Annotated in this window: 15 protein-coding genes; 7 read left to right on the forward strand and 8 right to left on the reverse strand. The window is 63.2% G+C overall.

Going from position 1 to position 19,516, the window contains the following annotated elements:
• Nucleotides 1-2 precede the first annotated feature (2 nt).
• The 3 genes from K5Q02_RS11240 to K5Q02_RS11250 all read left to right on the forward strand — a co-directional run bounded on the left by K5Q02_RS11240 (nt 3) and on the right by K5Q02_RS11250 (nt 4,577).
• Nucleotides 3-3,167, forward strand: coding sequence for a CusA/CzcA family heavy metal efflux RND transporter (locus K5Q02_RS11240; RefSeq protein ID WP_225839217.1), 3,165 nt, complete (start codon nt 3-5; stop codon nt 3,165-3,167).
• A 153-nt stretch (nt 3,168-3,320) separates the two neighbouring features.
• Complete coding sequence (locus tag K5Q02_RS11245; RefSeq protein ID WP_225839219.1) at nt 3,321-4,145, forward strand: AraC family transcriptional regulator; 825 nt, start codon at nt 3,321-3,323, stop codon at nt 4,143-4,145.
• Between the two features lie 48 nt (nt 4,146-4,193).
• Complete coding sequence (locus K5Q02_RS11250; RefSeq protein WP_225839220.1) at nt 4,194-4,577, forward strand: cupin domain-containing protein; 384 nt, start codon at nt 4,194-4,196, stop codon at nt 4,575-4,577.
• Nucleotides 4,578-4,632: 55 nt separating this feature from the next.
• Here K5Q02_RS11250 and K5Q02_RS11255 read toward each other — a convergent pair whose 3' ends face one another.
• The 4 genes from K5Q02_RS11255 to K5Q02_RS11270 all read right to left on the reverse strand — a co-directional run bounded on the left by K5Q02_RS11255 (nt 4,633) and on the right by K5Q02_RS11270 (nt 8,608).
• Nucleotides 4,633-5,709 (reverse strand): polyamine ABC transporter substrate-binding protein, encoded by a 1,077-nt coding sequence (locus tag K5Q02_RS11255; protein ID WP_225839221.1) that lies wholly within the window; start codon nt 5,707-5,709, stop codon nt 4,633-4,635.
• Nucleotides 5,710-5,967: 258 nt separating this feature from the next.
• A complete protein-coding gene (locus K5Q02_RS11260; RefSeq protein WP_225839222.1) occupies nt 5,968-6,309 on the reverse strand; it encodes a cupin domain-containing protein in 342 nt (113 codons plus the stop codon).
• A 31-nt stretch (nt 6,310-6,340) separates the two neighbouring features.
• Nucleotides 6,341-7,747 carry an NAD(P)/FAD-dependent oxidoreductase gene (locus K5Q02_RS11265; RefSeq protein ID WP_225839225.1) on the reverse strand — a complete coding sequence of 469 codons (1,407 nt, stop codon included), beginning with the start codon at nt 7,745-7,747 and terminating at the stop codon, nt 6,341-6,343.
• 45 nt (nt 7,748-7,792) lie between these two features.
• Entirely contained in the window at nt 7,793-8,608 is an 816-nt protein-coding gene (locus tag K5Q02_RS11270; RefSeq protein ID WP_225839227.1) for an AraC family transcriptional regulator, read from the reverse strand.
• 188 nt (nt 8,609-8,796) lie between these two features.
• Between K5Q02_RS11270 and metE the strand changes: the two genes are divergently transcribed.
• Nucleotides 8,797-11,094, forward strand: a complete 2,298-nt coding sequence (metE, locus tag K5Q02_RS11275; RefSeq protein ID WP_225839228.1) for a 5-methyltetrahydropteroyltriglutamate--homocysteine S-methyltransferase — start codon at nt 8,797-8,799, stop codon at nt 11,092-11,094.
• Nucleotides 11,095-11,346: 252 nt separating this feature from the next.
• Here metE and K5Q02_RS11280 read toward each other — a convergent pair whose 3' ends face one another.
• Entirely contained in the window at nt 11,347-11,895 is a 549-nt protein-coding gene (locus K5Q02_RS11280; protein ID WP_225839230.1) for a cysteine hydrolase family protein, read from the reverse strand.
• A 93-nt stretch (nt 11,896-11,988) separates the two neighbouring features.
• Entirely contained in the window at nt 11,989-12,663 is a 675-nt protein-coding gene (locus K5Q02_RS11285) for a DUF1028 domain-containing protein (protein WP_225839232.1), read from the reverse strand.
• 156 nt (nt 12,664-12,819) lie between these two features.
• Here K5Q02_RS11285 and K5Q02_RS11290 point away from each other — a divergent pair, with 156 nt between their 5' ends.
• The 3 genes from K5Q02_RS11290 (at nt 12,820) to K5Q02_RS11300 (ending at nt 16,902) form a co-directional block, all read left to right on the forward strand.
• On the forward strand, nt 12,820-13,407 hold the full coding sequence (locus tag K5Q02_RS11290) for an RNA polymerase sigma factor (protein WP_225839234.1): 588 nt from the start codon (nt 12,820-12,822) through the stop codon (nt 13,405-13,407).
• Nucleotides 13,404-14,384 (forward strand): FecR family protein, encoded by a 981-nt coding sequence (locus K5Q02_RS11295; RefSeq protein WP_225839236.1) that lies wholly within the window; start codon nt 13,404-13,406, stop codon nt 14,382-14,384. Before K5Q02_RS11290 ends, K5Q02_RS11295 begins: the two co-directional genes overlap by 4 nt.
• A 103-nt stretch (nt 14,385-14,487) precedes the next feature.
• Nucleotides 14,488-16,902 carry a TonB-dependent siderophore receptor gene (locus K5Q02_RS11300; protein ID WP_442963984.1) on the forward strand — a complete coding sequence of 805 codons (2,415 nt, stop codon included), beginning with the start codon at nt 14,488-14,490 and terminating at the stop codon, nt 16,900-16,902.
• A 172-nt stretch (nt 16,903-17,074) separates the two neighbouring features.
• On the opposite strand, the gene K5Q02_RS11305 is transcribed toward K5Q02_RS11300, so the two are convergent.
• Nucleotides 17,075-18,658 (reverse strand): rhodanese-related sulfurtransferase, encoded by a 1,584-nt coding sequence (locus tag K5Q02_RS11305; RefSeq protein WP_225839238.1) that lies wholly within the window; start codon nt 18,656-18,658, stop codon nt 17,075-17,077.
• Nucleotides 18,659-18,661: 3 nt separating this feature from the next.
• Nucleotides 18,662-19,264: a cysteine dioxygenase gene (locus K5Q02_RS11310; protein WP_225839240.1), complete on the reverse strand. Its 603-nt coding sequence runs from the start codon at nt 19,262-19,264 to the stop codon at nt 18,662-18,664.
• Nucleotides 19,265-19,516: the final 252 nt, after the last annotated feature.

Here is a 19,516-nt window from a genome sequence, read left to right on the forward strand (position 1 = left end):
TCATGTTCGAACGTATTATCCAGTTCGCTATCGAGCAGCGCTTCGTCGTGCTGCTTTTCGTACTCGCGATGGCTGGTGTCGGGATCGCCAGCTATCAGAAGCTGCCGATTGATGCCGTCCCCGATATCACCAACGTCCAAGTGCAGATCAACACCGCTGCTGCAGGCTTTTCGCCACAGGAAACCGAACAGCGCGTGACCTTTCCCATCGAAACCGCGATGGCAGGTCTGCCGCAACTGATACAGACACGTTCTCTGTCGCGCTCTGGGTTTTCTCAGGTCACGGTCATTTTCGAAGACGGTACGGATCTGTACTTCGCCAGGCAGTTGGTCAACGAACGCTTGCAGATGGCACGCGCACAGCTTCCCGTGAACGCGGAAACGGCGATGGGGCCGATTTCCACGGGGCTGGGGGAGATCTTTCTATGGACCGTCGAAGCCCAGCCCGGCGCCACCAAGGAAGACGGTACCGCCTATACCGCCACCGATCTGCGGGTCATCCAGGACTGGATCATCAAGCCGCAATTGCGCAACGTGCCCGGTGTCGCGGAGATCAACACCATCGGTGGTTTCGCCAAGGAGTTTCAGGTCGCCCCGGATCCCCGGCGGCTGGCCGCCTACCGGCTGACCCTGAGCGACCTGATCACCGCGCTCGAGCGCAACAATGCCAACGTGGGCGCGGGGTTCATCGAGCGTAACGGCGAACAGCTGGTGGTTCGCGCACCAGGGCAGGTATCGGACGAGAAAGACATCGCCAACATCATCGTTTCGAACGCCGGCGGTACGCCGATTCGCGTCAGTGACGTTGCGGATGTACAGATTGGCCGTGAGTTGCGCACCGGCGCGGCGACCGAGAACGGCCGTGAAGTGGTACTCGGCACCGTGTTCATGCTGATCGGCGAGAACAGTCGCAGCGTGTCTCAAGCCGTATCGGCCAAGCTGGTGGAGATCAACCGCTCGCTGCCGAAAGGGGTGCTGGCCGTCGCCGTGTATGACCGAACCAACCTGGTCGACAAGGCCATCGCCACCGTCAAGAAGAACCTCATCGAGGGGGCGATTCTGGTCATCGCCGTGCTGTTCCTCTTCCTGGGCAATATCCGTGCGGCAATCATCACCGCGATGGTGATTCCGCTGTCGATGCTGTTCACCTTCACCGGGATGTTCGCCAACAACGTCAGCGCCAACCTCATGAGCCTGGGGGCACTGGATTTCGGCATCATCGTCGATGGGGCGGTGGTGATCGTGGAGAACTCGATCCGCCGGCTCGCCCATGCGCAGCAGCACCATGGCCGCATGCTGACCCGCGCGGAGCGATTCCGCGAGGTGTTCGCGGCGTCCAGAGAAGCCAGGCGTCCGCTGATCTTCGGTCAATTGATCATCATGGTCGTTTACCTGCCGATCTTTGCCCTCACCGGTGTCGAGGGCAAGATGTTCCACCCCATGGCGTTCACGGTGGTGATTGCGCTGCTGGGGGCGATGATTCTGTCCGTGACCTTCGTGCCCGCCGCCATTGCGCTGTTCGTCACCGGCAAGGTGAAGGAAGAGGAGGGCGTGGTGATGCGCTCGGCCCGCCGCGCTTACCAGCCGGTTCTGGCGTGGGTGATGAGCCATCGTACCCCGGTGTTCACCGCCGCTCTGCTGCTGGTCGCGCTGTCCGGCCTGGTCGCCACGCGAATGGGCAGCGAGTTCGTGCCCAGCCTGAGCGAGGGCGACTTTGCCCTGCAGGCGCTGCGGGTACCCGGAACCAGCCTGACACAGTCGGTGGAAATGCAGCGCCGTCTGGAAACCGCGCTGATGGAAAACATGCCGGAGATCGAGCGCGTCTTCGCCCGAACCGGCACCGCGGAAATTGCCGCCGACCCGATGCCGCCGAATATTTCCGACGCTTATGTGATGCTCAAGCCCAAAGAGCAGTGGCCCGATCCGGACAAGTCACGGGAAGCCCTGATCGCCGATCTGCAGCGTGTCAGTGCCACGGTGGCCGGGAGCAATTACGAGCTGTCGCAGCCCATTCAACTGCGCTTCAACGAGCTCATTTCCGGGGTGAGGAGCGATGTGGCGGTCAAGGTATTCGGGGACGACATGGACGTACTCAACAAGACCGCTGGCGAAATCTCCGAGGTGCTGGAATCGATCAGCGGTGCTTCCGAGGTCAAGGTCGAGCAGACGTCCGGCTTGCCGATGCTGACCATCAACGTTGATCGCGAAAAAGTCGCGCGCTACGGCCTGAACATCGGCGACGTGCAGGACACCATCGCCTTCGCGGTGGGCGGGCAGCAGGCCGGTACAGTGTTCGAGGGCGACCGCCGATTCGCCATCGTCGTGCGCCTTGCGGATCAACTGCGAACTGACGTGGAGGGTTTGTCGCGCCTACTCATTCCCATCCCGCCGCGCCCCGGCAGTGCGGCGGATCAGATCGAGTTCATTACCCTGGCGGATGTCGCCAGCCTCGATCTGGTGCTGGGGCCCAACCAGGTCAGTCGTGAAAACGGCAAGCGCCTGGTCGTGGTCAGTGCGAACGTTCGCGGTCGTGACCTGGGCTCGTTCGTGGAGGAAGCCGGGCAACGTATCGAGCAAGGCGTGCAGATACCCACTGGCTACTGGACGACCTGGGGCGGCCAGTTCGAGCAGTTGCAGTCAGCGGCCAAGCGGCTGCAGATCGTGGTGCCGGTTGCACTGCTGTTGGTTCTGACTTTGCTGTTCATGATGTTCAACAACCTCAAGGATGGCCTGGTGGTTTTCACCGGTATTCCCTTCGCACTGACTGGCGGTGTGATGGCGCTGTGGTTACGTGATATTCCCCTGTCGATCTCTGCAGGCGTGGGGTTCATCGCATTATCCGGAGTGGCCGTTCTCAACGGCCTGGTGATGATCGCCTTCATCCGTAGCCTGCGCGAAGAGGGGCGCCCGTTGTCCGCAGCGATCACCGAGGGAGCCCTGACGCGCCTGCGACCGGTGCTGATGACCGCCTTGGTTGCCTCGCTGGGGTTCGTGCCCATGGCATTGGCCACCGGTACCGGGGCCGAGGTTCAGCGGCCATTGGCGACCGTGGTGATCGGCGGAATTCTTTCCTCCACCGCACTGACCCTGCTGGTGCTGCCAGCGCTCTATCAGTGGCTGCACCGCCGAGACGAGGTCGAGCAGGCCACAGCGGAGAACTCCCGCTAGCCGGTGATGGCGGCGCCAGAGGGCTGGATCTATGGAGAAAGCCCCTCTGGCGCCGTCGCTCGTTTCCAGCCGGAAGCACACGGCAAGAGACTTCCAGCCCAAGTCGATTTACTGTTGCGGCGTCAGATAGCGCAGCGGCAGGGGAGTCGAGTCATGGGCACAGATACGAACGGCCGCGACTGGGTGCTGCGCAGCCACGTGCCGGGTCGGGTGGAACGTATCGAGGCGTATTTCAGCGGCCACGGATACGACCCGCATCGCCACGACTCTTATGCCATTGGCCGCACGCTGTCCGGCGTGCAGAGTTTTCGTTACCGGCGGGCCATGCGGCACAGCCTTCCTGGCGGCACGCTGGTGTTGCATCCAGACGAGCTGCACGACGGGATGGCAGGCACCGAGGACGGTTTTCGCTATCGCATGCTCTATATCGATCCCGTGCTGATCCAGCAGGTGCTGGGTGGCAAACCGCTGCCCTTCATCGCGGGTGGGCTCAGCGATGACGCGCGTCTGCGCTGGGCCACCGAGACGTTCATGCAGGCGATGGATCACCCTCTCGAGCCGCTGGAGGAAGACGACGCCATCCATGACCTCGCTCGCGCGCTGGATACGGTCGCCGGCAAGAGTCGCGGGCGTCGCGTGTTCGATTATCGCGCTGCGCAGCGGGCCAGGGATTACATCCATAGCCGCAATGGGGCGAGCATCACCCTGGACGAGCTGGAGCATGTCAGCGGGCGCGAGCGCTGGAGTCTTTCCCGTGACTTTCGCGCGCTGTTCGGCACCAGTCCTTACCGCTACGTGACGATGCGCCGGCTGGATCGCTGCCGTGAGCTGGCGTTGGCGGGTATCGGCCTGGCAGACGCGGCGTTGATCGCCGGATTCTTCGACCAGAGCCACATGACGCGTCATTTCGTCAGAAGCTTCGGCCTGTCTCCGGCCCGCTGGCTGAGCATGGTCGGGTTGCAGGATCGTACAAGATAGCGCTCCGGCGCCTCGCTAGAGTGGTGAAAACCAACCGAGGAGCCGCCTATGTCCAGCCAGAATCCGTCATCGAAACACCCCGTCAACCTCGAGCAGAAGTTGGCCCTGATCCATGATCATTGGTCACCCAGAGTGGTCGCGGAAATGAACGACTACCAGTTCAAGGTCGTGCGCCTGCAGGGCGATTTCATCTGGCATTCCCATGCCGAGACGGACGAAGCCTTTTTCGTCCTCGATGGGCAATTGCGACTCGATTTCCGTGACGGCCAGGTAACGCTGGGCAGCGGCGAGCTGTACGTGGTGCCCAAGGGTGTGGAGCACAAGCCTTACGCCGAACGAGAGGTGAAGCTGATGCTCATCGAGCCGCGTGGTGTGCTGAATACCGGAGAGGAGGGCGGTGAGCGTACGGCGATAAACGATCTGTGGATCTGACGGCTGGGCTGGCGCTCATTGCGAACGCCAGCCCTTCGCCGTTACGTCAGATACCTCAGGTGCCGCTCTTCACTTTCGTCCAGATCCGCGTGCGGATGCGGTCGATGTTCAGTGGCATGGCTTCCAGCGCATATAGCTTTTCCATGACGTCATCGGGCGGGTAGACGGTGGTGTCGGCCTTGAGTGCCGGGTCGACCAGCGCGTCCGCTTTGCTGTTGCCGTTGGCGTAGTGCACGTAGTCACTGATGCCAGCGATCACTTTGGGCTCCAGCAGATAGTTCATGAAGGCGTAGGCGGCCTTTTCGTTGGGCGCATCCTTGGGGATGGCGACCATGTCGAACCACATTGGCGCGCCTTCCTTGGGAATCACGTAGGCGATGTCGACGCCGTTGCCGGCCTCTTTGGCACGGGCGCTGGCCTGCATGATGTCGCCTGAGAAACCCACCGCCATGCAGACGTCGCCATTGGCCAGTTCACCCACGTATTTGGATGAGTGGAAGTAGGCGACGTTCTTGCGCATCTCCATCAGCAGCGCTTCGGCTTTCTTGTAGTCCTCGGGCTTCTGGCTGTGGTGCGGCAGGCCCAGGTAGTGCAGGGCGATGGGCAGCATTTCCGGGCCGTTGTCGAGAATCGCCACGCCGCACGTGCTCAGTTTTGCCATCAGCTCGGGCTTGAAGATCAGATCCCAGGAGTCCAGCGGTACGTCATCGCCGAGTACGGCCTTGACCTTCTCGACGTTGTAGCCGATGCCGGTGCTGCCCCACAGGTAGGGGAAACCATGCTGGTTGCCCGGGTCGTTGCCTTCCAGCGCCTTGAGCAGCTTCGGGTTGAGGTTCTGCCAATTGGGCAGCTGGCTTTTGTCCAGCTCCTTGAGCGCGCCGCCCTGAATCTGCCGGGCCATGAAGTGGTTGGAGGGGAAGACCACGTCATAGCCGGAGCGGCCGGCCATCAGCTTGGCGTCGAGGGTTTCGTTGCTGTCGTAGACGTCGTAGTGGGGCGTTACGCCGCTGGCCTGTTGGAAGTTCTTCAGGGTGTCGGGAGCGATGTAGTCCGTCCAGTTGTAGATGCGTACGTCCTGCGCTGCCTGGCTGACCGAGGCGACGAGCATGAGCGGGATGAGCGATTTCAGCATGGGAGACCTCAACGATTGTTGTCGATGTTGTGGAGGCAGCAGTCAGGATCTGTTCAAAGTCTGCTGCGCGTCGGCACTGCTGCGTTAAAAACAGGCTCAGCAAGCCGCTTGCGGCTAACGCACTTCAGTGCGGCCCCGAAGGGGCGAGCGCAGCGAGTAATGCTCATTTACAGCGCGTAAACTCGAGTGCGAGCCCAGTGCGTTCTTCGCCTGTTTTTGCCTTGCATTGCTCTAGCTCGCGAAACTTTGAATAGATCCTCAGAAAATCAGTACATAGGTTTTGCGCAGCGTTTCTTGTATGTCCCACACGCCAGTGGTGTTGGCCGGCAACATGAGGGCGTCGCCGGCCTTGATGTCGATCGGCTCGCCGACGTCCGGAATGAACGTACAACGCCCGGCGATGAAGTGGCAGAACTCTTGTTGCACGATTTGTCGGCGCCAGCGCCCGGGCGTGCATTCCCAGATGCCGGTTTCCACGCCATCATCGCGCTCCACGCAGGTTACCGAAGTGACGGCGGCGGGCTCGCTGAGCGGTACCGCGACCGGGTTGTGTTCGTCGAGTGCAACGCTGTCGGTATTACGGAAATGCGTGATGGTCATGGCTTGCAACCTGAGTGTCGGGTGAGGGTATTCACTTCATGAAACCTTCCATCAGGCTGGCCACGCGCTGCGCCATGTAGCGCTGCCACGGGCGGCTGGATGGGTCAGCCAGCAGTTTGTCCTCGCGCACGAAGCTGCGGATGATGGCGTTGTAGCCGAGCCAGCGGCAGGGCTCCGGTTCCCAGCGCGGCAAGTCCTGCACACGGGTGTCGTGACGCACCCAGGGCTGGCGGGTGAGCAGGGTGTCGTTGCCGAGGATCAGGTCGGCCAGGGTGCGCCCGCCAAGGTTGCTGGCGCCTACGCCCTCACCACCGTAACCACCGGAAAGGGCGATACCGTTGCCGCGGTCGCAGAGCATGTGCGGATGGAAGTGCCGCGCCATGCCCAGGTTGCCGCCCCAGGCGTGGGTGATGCGCACATTGCGCAGTTGCGGAAACAATTCGCTGAACAGGTAGCGGCGCAGGCCACGTTCTTCGTCGTTGAGGTTGAAGTCGCTGCGCAGGCGGCTACCGAAGCGATAGCCGCCGCGAGCGCCGAAGATCAGACGGTCATCGCGGCTGCGTTGGCCATAGGTGACCTGGCGGCTGGTCTCGCAGAAGGCTTGGCCGCGCTCCAGGCCGATCTCCGCCCAGGTCGAGGCGGGCAGTGGCTCGGTGGCGACGATCAGGCTCTGCACCGGAATCTGATGGCGGCCGAGCGGCGGCAGGTTGGCGGCGTAGCCTTCGACGGCAGGTACGATCCAGTCTGCGCGCACTTCGCCCGCTTCGCAGCGCACGCTGCTGGCCTGCCAGCTCAGGGCCGGCGTGCCTTCGTAAATGCTCACGCCCAGCGCTTCCACGCAGCGTGCCAGGCCGCGCACCAGGCGGGCCGGCTGAATGGTCGCGCAGTGGGGCGTGTAGAGTGCGCCATAGGCGCCGGGGATGCGCAGTTGCTGGGCGAGTTCTTCAGCGGGTAGCCAACGGTAGTCGTCGTCGCCCAAGCCTTCTTCACGATAGCCGCGCAGGTATTCGCGCAAGCGCAGTTCCTGCTCGGGATAGCGGGCCGCGCAATACAGCACACCGCCTTTGCGGTAATCACAGTCGATCCCTTCGCGTTGTAGCACCTGGCCGACTTCATCGGGAATACCATGCAGCAAGTCGTAGGATTCACGCCGGGCTTGCGGGGACAGGCCCGACAGCAGGCGATCCTCGCCGAGCAGGTTGCCCATCAGCCAGCCGCCATTGCGCCCGGAGGCACCGAAGCCGGCGATCTTCGCCTCGACGATGACGATGCGCAGCTCGGGAGCCTGGCGCTTGAGGTAGTAGGCCGTCCACAGGCCGGTGTAGCCCGCGCCGATGATGGCGACATCTGCCTGGATATCGCCTTGCAGCGATGGGCGCGGTGTCAGCGGCTCATCCAGTTGATCCATCCACAGGCTGATATTGCGCCAGTCGTTCATGCACCGCTTCCACGCAGAATGTATGCAGCAAGACTAGAAGCCCGATCAGGCGTTGTCTTGCGCGCGTACCCGCGCGTAGAGGTCTTTTAGGTAGGCCTTGGGTGACAGGCCGGTGTGGCGGCGAAAGGTGCTGTAGAAGGCGGTCAGGGAATTGAAGCCGGCTTCGAAGGCCAGCTCGTCCATGCGCCGCAGGTCGTTGCCTGCCTGCAGGCGTTGCAGCAGGTGCTGCAGGCGCGCCTGGTTGACGTAGCGGTAGAAGCTCTGGCCGAGCACCTGGTTGAGCAGGTAGGAAATCTGATTGCGGCTGTAGCCAGTGGCGCTGGCCACCTGCTGCAGGCTCAGGGCTGGGTCGAGAAAGGGCTGCCGGCGCTGGAAATAGTCCTGTAGGTCCTGCGCCATGAAGCCCAGCTGGCGGGTCGACAGGCCCAGTTTGCTGATCGCCGCGCTGGTCTGTATCGGTGGCCGCGTGTCCTGACCTTCATGCACCAGCGAGGCGTATTCGTTGACCCGCCAGATCAGCCCGTCGCGCACGGTGATGGCTTCAGCGGTGCGGAACGACACCAGGCCCTCGCCGCCATGCAGCGTGGTGCGGTACTGGATGAATGCGGTATGGCCGTCGATGCGGATGCGGTCGGTGTGTTCCAGCGCTTCGTCCGGGTGGCGCGGCATTGTGCTGAGCACGTAGTCGCGCAGTTCGGCCAGGCCCATGCTGCGGTTGAGGAAGAAGTCGTGGTACTCGACCTCCGGGTGATAGAGCGCCATCACCGCATCCAGATCGCGGTACTTCCAGCTGTAGTGATAGCGCAGCACGGTTTCGCGGGTGCGTTCGGTCTGGGCGGGGTCGTCGGGGATATCTGGCATGCCGGGTTCGTCCAAGGCGCAGAGGCCAGCTTGCCCGACTCCGGCTGAGGCCTCAAGTGGATGGTCAAGATGAGCCGCGCGTGATCAACGTGAGTAAAACTTGTTTTTAATGTTAATCGATTGAGTTTGTTTCACTCGGTCGCGGCCTCGACAATGCACGCCATCATTTATGCATTGGAGATATCGCCATGGCCCTCGCACACAGCCTCGGATTCCCCCGAATCGGACGTGACCGCGAACTGAAGAAAGCTCAAGAGGCCTTCTGGAAAGGTGAGTTGGACGAAGCCGGCCTGCGTGCCGTGGGCCGTGAGTTGCGTGCCCGGCACTGGCAGGTGCAGAAGGATGCCGGTATCGAGCTGCTGCCGGTCGGCGATTTCGCCTGGTACGACCAGGTGCTGGCCCATTCCCTGACCTTCGGGGTGATCCCCGAGCGTTTTCGCCCTGCCAGCGGCAAGCCGACCCTGGATACCCTGTTCGCCATGGCCCGCGGCGTGAGCGGCGACAACTGCTGCGGCGGCGCCCATGCGCAGGAGATGACCAAATGGTTTGATACCAACTACCACTATCTGGTGCCCGAGTTCACCGCTGACCAGCAGTTCGCTCTCAGTTGGGAACAGCTGTTCGAGGAAGTAGATGAGGCCCGTGCCCTGGGCCACAACGTCAAACCGGTGGTGATCGGCCCGCTGACCTACCTGTGGCTGGGCAAGCTCAAGGGCGATGCTCAGGGTTTCGACAAGCTGGAGTTGCTCGAGCGCCTGCTGCCGCTCTACGGGCAGATCTTCCAGCGCCTGGCCGAACAGGGCGTGGAATGGGTGCAGATCGACGAGCCGATTCTGGTGCTCGACCTGCCCCAGGACTGGAAGAACGCCTTCGAGCGCGCTTACAACAGTCTGCAACGCGAACCGCTGAAGAAGCTGGTCGCCACCTACTTCGGCGGCCTCGAAGAGAACCTGGGTCTGGCGGCCAACCTGCCGGTGGACGGCCTGCACATCGACCTGGTGCGCGCGCCGCAGCAGTACCCGACCATCCTCGACCGCCTGCCGGCCTACAAGGTGCTGTCCCTTGGCGTGGTCAACGGCCGCAACGTATGGCGCTGCGATCTGGAAAACGCCCTGGCGGTGATTGGTCATGCCCACAGCCGGCTCGGAGAACGGCTGTGGATCGCGCCGTCCTGCTCGTTGTTGCACAGCCCGGTCGACTTGCAGCGTGAAGATCAACTGGATGCCGAACTGAAAGGCTGGCTGGCCTTCGCCACGCAGAAATGTGCCGAGGTGGCGCTGCTGGCTCGCGCCGTCAATCAGCCGGACGCTCCCGACGTGCGCGCCGCGTTGGCCGAGAGCCGCACCGTGCAGGCCAGTCGAGCGGCGTCACCACGTATCCACAAGCCGCAGGTGCAGGCGCGCCTGGCTGCGGTGACCGCCAACGATAGCCAGCGCGCGTCGCCGTTCGCCCAACGTATCGCCAAACAGCGTGCCGGCCTCGACCTGCCGCCGTTCCCGACTACCACCATCGGCTCGTTCCCGCAGACCTCGGCGATCCGCCTGGCACGCCAGGCCTTCAAGCAGGGCAAGCTATCGCTGGGGGATTACACCGATGCCATGCACAGCGAGATTCGCCATGCGGTAGAGATTCAGGAGCGCCTGGGGCTGGACGTGCTGGTGCACGGCGAGGCCGAGCGCAACGACATGGTCGAGTACTTCGCCGAGCAGTTGGATGGCTACCTGTTCACTCGTTTCGGCTGGGTACAGAGCTATGGTTCGCGCTGCGTGAAACCGGCGGTGATCGTTGGCGACCTGAGCCGGCCCCAGGCCATGACCGTGGAGTGGATTCGCTATGCGCAGAGCCTCACGGGCAAGGTGATGAAGGGCATGCTGACCGGCCCGGTGACCATGCTGATGTGGTCGTTCCCCCGTGAAGACGTCAGCCGCGAAGTGCAGGCCCGGCAGCTGGCCCTGGCGATTCGCGACGAAGTCGTCGACCTCGAGCGTGCCGGCATCCGTATCGTGCAGATCGACGAAGCGGCATTCCGCGAGGGGCTGCCGCTGCGCAAAGCCGATTGGCAACACTATCTGGATTGGGCAACGGAGTCCTTCCGGCTGTGCGCCAGTGGCGTGCGTGACGAAACGCAGATCCACACCCACATGTGCTACAGCGAATTCAACGACGTGATCGAGTCCATCGCCGCCATGGATGCGGACGTGATCACCATCGAGACCTCGCGCTCGGACATGGAGCTGCTGGACGCCTTCGAGGCCTTCGAGTACCCCAACGAGATCGGCCCGGGCGTCTACGACATCCACTCGCCGCGGGTGCCGGACACGGGCGAAATGGTCAAGTTGATGCGCAAGGCCGTGCGCCGCATCCCTGCCGAACGCCTGTGGGTGAATCCCGATTGTGGCCTGAAAACCCGCGGCTGGCCCGAGACCGAAGCCGCGCTGGTCAACATGGTCGCCGCCGCCCGCCAGCTGCGCAAAGAGCTGGGCTGAGGCACCACCCGCGGCATCTGGTGCAGCAGAAGAATTCGGCAGGTGCAGCGGTTGTAGGAGCCGGGGGGACGCCTAGTCCTTGCCGGCGATGTCGGTGGCAAATTCCGCGCCGGTGTTGGGGCGTAGATCGATTCGCTGGCAAGCCAGCTCCTACGGTCTTTTTCCGTCGGTAGCCCGGTGTTGAGCGTAGCGATACCCGGGAGCGATCTCCCTGGGTATCGCTGCGCTCAACCACAGGCTACGGTTTAACGCCTAACCCGCCAGGTATTGCTCGGTCGAGATAACGGTCGCGTAGGCGAATGCCAGCGCGGCCATATAGGCAGCCTGTACCTGAGTGGCTGGAACCTGATTGCCTTCGAATTCCTGGTCGCGTGTCGCGCAGGCATCATGGATCACCGTGGTGGCGTAGCCGAAGTCCGCGCTGGCGCGGGCGGCGGCATCGATACACATATGGCTCATGGCGCCGACCAGGGTGATCTGTTCGATACCCGCCTTGTCGAGTTGCGCCTTCAGGTCGGTGTCGCGAAACGCGTTGACCTTGTGCTTGAGCACCACGCTCTCACCCGCCTGCGGCTGCACGCTGGCATGGATATGCGCACCGGCGGAGCCTGCGGCGAAGAAGGGCGCCCCGTCTCCCTGAAATTCATGACGCACGTGCACCACCGTATCGCCGGCAGCGCGAGCGGCTGCCAGCACGCGTGCGGCGTTCAGCGCTGCCGCGTCGATGCCGTGCAGCGGCCATTTGCCGTCGGCGAAGTAGTCGTTCTGGATGTCGATCAGAATCAGGGCACGCTTGCTCATGATGTACTCCATGGGAAGGGGGTGGGGCCTACACCTTAGCCTGTGCTCCATCGATAGGGGAGGCGGGCAGTTGTTCCGGTTGACGGCGACCTTTCAGACCGAGTCTTCAGCCGCCTTGCCAGCCGGGTTTTCACGGGTCGGCATGGCGAGTATTTCCGGCAGCACTTCGCGCGCGAATACGCCGTGCAGGCGCCACAGCTCGGCAACTGGATCGCGGTGATGATCGACGCGAATGTCCCACAGCGGATATTCCTCGCGGTCGACGATATAGATCACTGCCGAAGATTCACCCTCGCGGTCGCCGCCGCGCTCATCACCTGCCTCCAGGGCATCGATCAGACGCTCGACCAGCGGGCGATCTTCACCAAGCCGGAATGCATCGGCCACTGCGTCCAGCACCTGCGGGCCGGCCAGGCGGTTGCCCTGTACGGAAAACTGCTCACCGGACAGCGAGCCCGCCCAGGGAATGCACTCATCACCTGTCCAGCACACGCTGTCACCGTTACGGTCGATCAGGGCCAACTGGCGCAGCTCCATGCACGGGTCGGTATCCATCAGCCGTTTGAGTGCTGCGGGGGCCGAATGGCCCTGACGTAGCAATGCCAGCCCGTCGAGGCCCAGGTACGGGTTGACCTGGGCCTGGGTCGCCACTGCGCCCGCTCCCGCGGCGGCATGGCTGAGCAGTTTGCCAACGGCGGGCATGGCGGTAGCGGCGGCAACGCCGAACTGGCCGGTTCTGGGGCAGCGGGCAACGATGGAAAAAGTCATGGCGGCTCCTTTATGCGCATATGCCTTAGGCCGCGGACCGGCCGCGATCGTTCCGCTTGTCGGTCGTCACGACGCTATCGGTATTTGTTGATAAGAATTATCATTCGCCGGATTGCTGCCACGCTTCTGGCGCATCGTCACGAGCAACCCCACTTCATGGTCGACCAGCCGTCTTCACTCGAGCCTCGCCAGCCCGATCCGTCCACGACGGAGCCGGTGCAGCGCGATGCCTTCCTGCGCACTTTTCTCGCCCGTCGTGAACAGATGGAGGCGGTGTTGCGGCGGCGTGTCGGTTGTCGGGCGACTGCGGCGGATCTGGTGCAGGAGCTGTTCCTGCGCTTCTGGCGACGGCCCAGTGCGCCGCTCGAGGACATGGGCAGTTACCTGATCCGCAGCGCCCACAACCTGGCCATCGACCATTTGCGCAGCGAGGGCGCGCGCGCGCGCAACGAAGCCGGTCTGCTGTCCGAACAGCGTGGCGACGGCAGCGTTTCCCCGGATGCAGCGCTGGAGGCGGGCAGCGATCTGCGTCGCGTGGAGGCCGCTCTGCGAGCGCTGCCGGAGCGAACCCGGCATATCTTCCTGCTCAATCGCATTCACGGCCAGACTTACGGGCAGATCGCCCGCAGCATGGCGCTTTCCCAGAGCGCCGTGGAAAAACATATGATGCGCGCCCTGGAAGCCTGCAAGGCCAGCGTCATCGACACGCCGGCCAGCCACTCACACGAAAGCGCCGCGCCATGAGCCACGAGTCATATCTACAGGAGGAGTCACTGTCGCGCATCGAGCAGGACGCCTGGCTGTGGCTCGGCCGTTTGCAGGGCCAGCCGGGCGACAAGGTGCAGATGGCCTTCGAACAATGGCTGGCCGCCGCGCCCGAGCATGTCGATACCTTCGTGCGCATGCAGTCGCTCTGGCACCTGAGCCGCCCGGCTGCCCAGCACCTCGCCGAGGAAGAGGCTGACGCCCTGCAGCAGTACCTGCGCCCACCGCCGAGCCGGCGTCCTTATTGGGCCTCGGCACTGGCGCTGGCCGCCTGCCTGCTGCTGGTGGTCTGGGGAGGCGGGTGGCAGCCGTTGCGCTGGGTCGATGACCTGGGCGCGGACGTGGTCTCGGCACCGGGGCAGGTGCGCAGCGTGACGTTGAGCGATGGCTCCACCGTGGTGCTGGATGCCGACAGCGCCATCGCCGTCGAATATGGCGCAGGCGAGCGGCACATTGAGCTGCGGCGTGGTGCGGCGTATTTCAGCGTGGTGCCGGGCGATATTCCCTTCACCGTGGCGGCTGCTGGTGGCGAAGCGCGGGTGCTCGGCACACGTTTCGAAGTACGCCGGCTCGATGACGGCGCGCGGGTTTCGGTAATGCAGGGCCGAGTGGCCGTCCGCGGTGGGCCCGCGGACACGGCGAGGGTACTCACTGCCGGCCAGCAACTGAGTTTTGCCGATGGGGTCAGCGGCACGCTGCAGGGTGTCGATGTCGAAGCGCTAACGTCCTGGCGTGATGGCCGCTTTAGTTTCTATCGCGCGCCATTGGGCGAGGTGGTTGCCGAGCTACGCCGCTATTACCCAGGTCGCATCGTGCTGCTCAACGATGAGCTGCGCGAGAAGCGGGTCAGTGGCAGCTTCGCCAGCCAGAATCCCCAGGCAATTCTCGATGCCCTGCAGGCGGTGGTCGGCTTCGAGCAACACAAGGTGCTTGGGCGGCTGATCATCCTGCGCTGAAAATATTTTCGCTGGAGGATGAGGTAAACCCCGTCGGCATCCGTGTACTGCTTTGAATGCGACTTTTTCGCAAAGAGAACCAGCACCCGGGATGAACAAAGCCATGAATCACCGCACCATGCGTCGGCAGGATGCCACCTTGAAACATGTGGGCCTGGCGGCGCTGCTGCTGAGCGCAGGTATGCTGCCACTGGCACAGCCCGCGCTGGCCCAGGCCGTTGCCGATCAGGCGGCGACCTACGCGTTCGCCATACCTGCGCAACCGCTGCCGCAGGCACTCGACGCGTTCAGCCGAACCACCGGCCTCAACCTGGTATACACCGACGAAGCGCCTTACGCCGTGCAGGCTCCGGCACTGCAGGGGCGCATGAGCGTCGAGCAGGCACTGGCCCGTTTGCTGGCTGGCTCCGGTTTCACCTACCGTCAGGCCGGTACCAATACCGTGGCGCTGCAGGCGCTGCGCAGCGAGGGCGCGGTCAATCTGGATGCCGTGAACATTCAGTCGCAACGCAGCACGGCCTACAGCTATCAGCCACCTGAAACCACCTCGCTGATGCGCAGCGACACGCCGCTGCTGGAGATTCCCCAGGCCGTTGCCGTGGTGCCGGCGCAGGTGCTGCAGGATCAGCAGCCCCAGAATCTCGACGATGCCCTGGCCAACGTCAGTGGCATCACCCAGTCCAATACCCTGGGTAGCACGCTCGATGCGGTGATGAAGCGCGGCTTCGGTGACAACCGTGACGGCTCCATTCTGCGAGACGGCATGCGCACTATCCAGGGCCGCAATTTCACCGCCACCGCCGAGCGGGTCGAAGTGCTCAAAGGGCCATCGTCGATGCTCTACGGCATTCTCGATCCGGGCGGTGTGATCAACGTGGTCAGCAAGAAACCGCAGCTGGAAAGCTACCGCGCCATCACCGGCCGTGCCTCGACCTTCGGCCACGGCAAGAACGGCAGTGGCGGCACCCTCGATGTCACCGGCCCGCTGGGCGAAACAGGCCTGGCCTATCGGTTGGTCGCTGATTACGACGACGCCGACTACTGGCGCAGCTTCGGCAATAACCGCGACAAGACCTTTGCGCCGTCCCTGGCCTGGTACGGCGAAGACACCACCATCACCCTCAGCCACGAGTACCGCGAGTATTCGGTGCCTTTCGATCGTGGCACGGTGTTCCGTGACGGCAAACCCCTGAGCATTCCTGCCGAGCGCCGTCTGGACGAGGCTTACAACATCACTGACGGCCGCTCGCACCTGACCATCTTCGACCTGTCCCATCAGCTCAACGAAGACTGGAAGGCCCACTTCGCCTACAGCTACAACCGTGATCGTTATGACGATTACCAGGCGCGAATCTTCCGCGCAGAGAGCGACGGCACTTACACCAGGCGCCTGGACGGCACCCAGGGCGCGGTCAGCACCTCGCACTTCGCCACCTTCGATCTGGATGGCAAGGTGATGCTCGGCGGGATGCAGCACGATCTGCTGATGGGCGTGGATCACGAGTACCGCAAGTTCTATCGTGCCGACCTGCTGCGTCAGAACACCGGCATTCGCTTCGATCCGTTCAATCCTGTCTACGGCGTGGTACCGGTGCCGACGACGGTGGCTGCTTCGGACAGCGACCAGACTGATCGTGTGGTCACCCAGTCAGCTTTCATTCAGGACTCCATCCACCTCAACGAGCAGTGGATCTTCGTGGCTGGCGCCCGCTATCAGCTGTATGACCAGCTCGCCGGGCGTGGGCGGCCGTTCAACAAGAACACCGATATCGACGGCCAGGTCTGGGTGCCGCGCGTGGGCCTTGTCTACAAGCTCAACGACGAGCTGTCGCTGTACGGCGGTTATACCGAGTCCTTCAAGCCCAACTCGACGATTGCACCGTTGAGCAACGGCGTGACGATCAATGGCGTGCCGCCGGAGGAGGGTAAATCCTGGGAACTCGGTGCCAAGCTGGATATGCCGGGGCGCATTACCGGTACCCTGGCGCTGTTCGATATCGTCAAGGAAAACGTCCTCGTCACCCAGACCATTGGCACTGAAACCATCGCTACCGGCGCTGGCGAAGTGCGCTCCCGCGGTGTGGAACTGGACGTTACCGGGCAACTGACCGACAGCCTCAGCCTGATCGGCACGTTCGCGCTGACCGATGCCGAGGTGACCAAAGACCCCGATCTCAAGGGTAACGGGCTACAGAACGTCGCCCGGCAGACCGGCTCGCTTTCCGCTGTCTACGATTTTGGCGCGCTGTTCGGCGGCGACCGCCTGCGCGCTGGCGCCGGTACGCGTTACGTCGGCGAGCGGGAAGGCGACGCCGGCAACACCTTCACCCTGCCGTCCTATACGGTGGCCGATGCCTTCGCCAGCTACGACACCCGCCTCGGCGACAACAAGCTCAAGCTGCAGCTCAACGTCAAGAACCTGTTCGACAAGACCTACTACAGCTCTTCGGTGAACACCCTCAACGTCTCGGTGGGTGATCCGCGCCAGGTTCAAGTGTCCAGTACGCTGGAGTTCTGATTGCATTCAGGCCGCATGGGCTGAGCGCGCGCGGACGACAATGCTTATCCACCCTCATATGAGGGTGCTATGAAGCCCTATCAGGCGGTGGTTCGAGTGCGCGGCGTGAGTGAAGGGTAGTCATCGGCAGAAATGCTTCGGTGGATCAATGGAGCGTGATCCACCGAAACAATCAGATCACCCTGAACCCATGGGTGCCATCCCGGCCCAGTTGCTCGACCAGGCCGAACTCCCAGTCCAGGTAACCCTGCATCGCTTCGCGTGGGTTGTCCGTGCCTTCGTAGGGGCGGCGGTAGCGGTCGCTGCGTGGCACGGCCAGGTGCTGTTCGCCGGATTCGTCGGGTAGGCCGGCGGCGAACCAGGCAGCGTTGCCACCCGCGAGCAGGAGCACCGGTTTGCCGGTCAGAGCCTGCAGTTCACTGACCACGAAGCGGGCCAGCAGGCTGCTGCCGCAGGTGAGTACATAGCGTTCGGCCACTGGCAAGTTTTCCAGGGCCTGCGGCAGTTGTGCGCGGATCGCCCAGTGGGCGCCGGGGATGTGGCGTTTGACGTGGTTAGCGCTGGTGGTGAAGTCGATCACTACGGTGTCGCCTGCGGCCAGCCAGGTTTGCAGGGTGTGCGGGCTGATTTCCTCTGCCTGCGGCAGGGCGGGCAGGGGAGTCGGCCAGGCGCCGGTTTCGCTGAAAGCGTTCTGTGGCAGGTTGTCCAGCACGTGCACCTCCCAGCCCAGTTGGGCCAGCCAGGAGGCGCTCATGTTGGCGCGCACGCCGTCGTCATCGGCGAGCACGATGCGCGCACCGCGTACGCTGGCGAAGTGATCGGTTTCCTGTACCAGTTGGCCGCCGGGCGTGGAGCGTGAGCCGGGCAGGTGACCGGCTTCGTATTCTTCCGGTGTGCGCACGTCGAACAGGTAAGTGGTGCGCGCTGGTTGTGCCTGCCAATGGCTCAGGTGTTCGAGCGTGGCACGGCCGACGCCGGCCTTGTCAGCCACGGCGCGTGCCGAGCGTGCAGCCTGCTCATGGTTGTTCGCGCTGACCTCGCCGAAGCGGCGGCTCTGGCCATGTTCCAGCTGCTGACCCGCCAGAGTCCAGCCGATGGTGCCGTTGCGCAGTGCGGCGACCGGGTTGGGCACGCCGGCATTTACCAGCGACTGAGTACCGATGATGCTGCGGGTGCGCCCCGCGCAGTTGACGATGATCTGCGTGGCCGGATCAGGCGCCAGCTCGCGGGCGCGCAGCACCAGCTCGGCACCCGGTACGCTGATTCCGCTGGGGATGCTCATGGTCTGATATTCGTCGAAGCGGCGGGCGTCGAGCACCACCACGTCGGCCTTGGCATCGAGCAGCGCCTGTACCTCTTCGGCGGCCAGCGATGGCGTGTGGCGTTGGCTTTCCACCAGTTCGCCAAAAGACTTGCTCGGTACGTTGACGTCGCGAAACAGCTCGCCACCGGCGTTGCGCCAGCCGGCCAACTGGCCCTCCAGGAGGGCTACGTCGCTGTAACCAAGTTGCAGCAGGCGTTCAGCGGCGACCTGGGCCAGACCTTCGCCATCGTCATAAACGGTGATCGCGGTGTCGCGGCGCGGCACCCGCGCGTAGATTTCCAGCTCGAGCTTGGACAGCGGAATATTGGCAGCGAACAGTGGATGTTCTTCGGCAAAGGGCGCTTCTTCGCGCACATCGATAAGGGCGACTTCCTGCTGTTGCAGCAGGGCGGTGCGGATATCGGCGAAAGAGCGGGTGTCGACTTGGCTCATGGTTCAGGACTCGTGTTGGGCAGGCTGCCGTTGGGCAATGGAAGGAGGCGTGGAGTAGCCAGAGATGAACAGTTTTTCGCTGCCGTCTTCGCGGTACACGGCGCGATGCACCGCACCGATGTCGGCGCCATAGACGTGGATGCTGATCGACACGCGATCATCGAAGGCATTGCTGACTTGATGGATGTCGCCGATGCGCGGCGATACCGCTTCTACCTGGCCGGGCTTGAGGCGCACGACGTCGCCATCGGCGTGCAGGCTGCCGTCGGCCTGGCGGCTGAATCCCTGGGAATCCTCGGCGCCACGCAGCATGCCGATCAGCCCCCAGACGCGGTGGTCGTGCACCGGTGTGCTTTGCCCTGGGCCCCAGACGAAGCTGACCACCGAGAAGCGCCGCGCTGGGTCAAGGTGCAGCAGGTATTGCTGGTAGCGCTCGGTACTGGGCTGCGCGAGTTCGCGCGGTAGCCAGTCGTCATGGCTGACCAGTTGCTGCAGCAGCTCACCACCGCGTTCGATCAGGGTGCCCTCATCGGGCTCGCGGTTCAGCAGATCCGAGAGGCCGGCAACGAAGGCGTTCAGGCGTTCCGGAGTTGTGGGGTGGCTCATGGCGGGTAATCCGTAGCGGTTTGGAGCCTAAGGTAGCAATCCGCCATTGATTATAAAAATTCAATTTATGCATAAGCTAATATGCGAATTGTGTAATTTTTTGGCGCGTTGCTCGGCTCGCCTTCTCTCCCTGCGGGGTTCCCCCGTCGTTCATGAACGGGTTATTTCCATCGTCACCACGTGGCTGCAGGCCATGCTTGAGCCTGTTGTGCGATTTTTATTATTTCGCATATTAGGATATTCCTAAAATGA

The sequence above is a fragment of the Pseudomonas sp. MM211 genome (genome assembly GCF_020386635.1).
GTDB lineage: Bacteria > Pseudomonadota > Gammaproteobacteria > Pseudomonadales > Pseudomonadaceae > Aquipseudomonas.

Bases quoted from the DNA above. Each gene is read 5' to 3' on its own strand.
- K5Q02_RS11240 (WP_225839217.1), top strand. From the start codon at position 3: ATGTTCGAACGTATTATCCAGTTCGCTATCGAGCAGCGCTTCGTCGTG.
- K5Q02_RS11245 (WP_225839219.1), top strand. From the start codon at position 3,321: ATGGGCACAGATACGAACGGCCGCGACTGGGTGCTGCGCAGCCACGTG.
- K5Q02_RS11250 (WP_225839220.1), top strand. From the start codon at position 4,194: ATGTCCAGCCAGAATCCGTCATCGAAACACCCCGTCAACCTCGAGCAG.
- K5Q02_RS11255 (WP_225839221.1), bottom strand. From the start codon at position 5,709: ATGCTGAAATCGCTCATCCCGCTCATGCTCGTCGCCTCGGTCAGCCAG.
- K5Q02_RS11260 (WP_225839222.1), bottom strand. From the start codon at position 6,309: ATGACCATCACGCATTTCCGTAATACCGACAGCGTTGCACTCGACGAA.
- K5Q02_RS11265 (WP_225839225.1), bottom strand. From the start codon at position 7,747: ATGAACGACTGGCGCAATATCAGCCTGTGGATGGATCAACTGGATGAG.
- K5Q02_RS11270 (WP_225839227.1), bottom strand. From the start codon at position 8,608: ATGCCAGATATCCCCGACGACCCCGCCCAGACCGAACGCACCCGCGAA.
- metE (WP_225839228.1), top strand. From the start codon at position 8,797: ATGGCCCTCGCACACAGCCTCGGATTCCCCCGAATCGGACGTGACCGC.
- K5Q02_RS11280 (WP_225839230.1), bottom strand. From the start codon at position 11,895: ATGAGCAAGCGTGCCCTGATTCTGATCGACATCCAGAACGACTACTTC.
- K5Q02_RS11285 (WP_225839232.1), bottom strand. From the start codon at position 12,663: ATGACTTTTTCCATCGTTGCCCGCTGCCCCAGAACCGGCCAGTTCGGC.
- K5Q02_RS11290 (WP_225839234.1), top strand. From the start codon at position 12,820: ATGGTCGACCAGCCGTCTTCACTCGAGCCTCGCCAGCCCGATCCGTCC.
- K5Q02_RS11295 (WP_225839236.1), top strand. From the start codon at position 13,404: ATGAGCCACGAGTCATATCTACAGGAGGAGTCACTGTCGCGCATCGAG.
- K5Q02_RS11300 (WP_442963984.1), top strand. From the start codon at position 14,488: ATGAATCACCGCACCATGCGTCGGCAGGATGCCACCTTGAAACATGTG.
- K5Q02_RS11305 (WP_225839238.1), bottom strand. From the start codon at position 18,658: ATGAGCCAAGTCGACACCCGCTCTTTCGCCGATATCCGCACCGCCCTG.
- K5Q02_RS11310 (WP_225839240.1), bottom strand. From the start codon at position 19,264: ATGAGCCACCCCACAACTCCGGAACGCCTGAACGCCTTCGTTGCCGGC.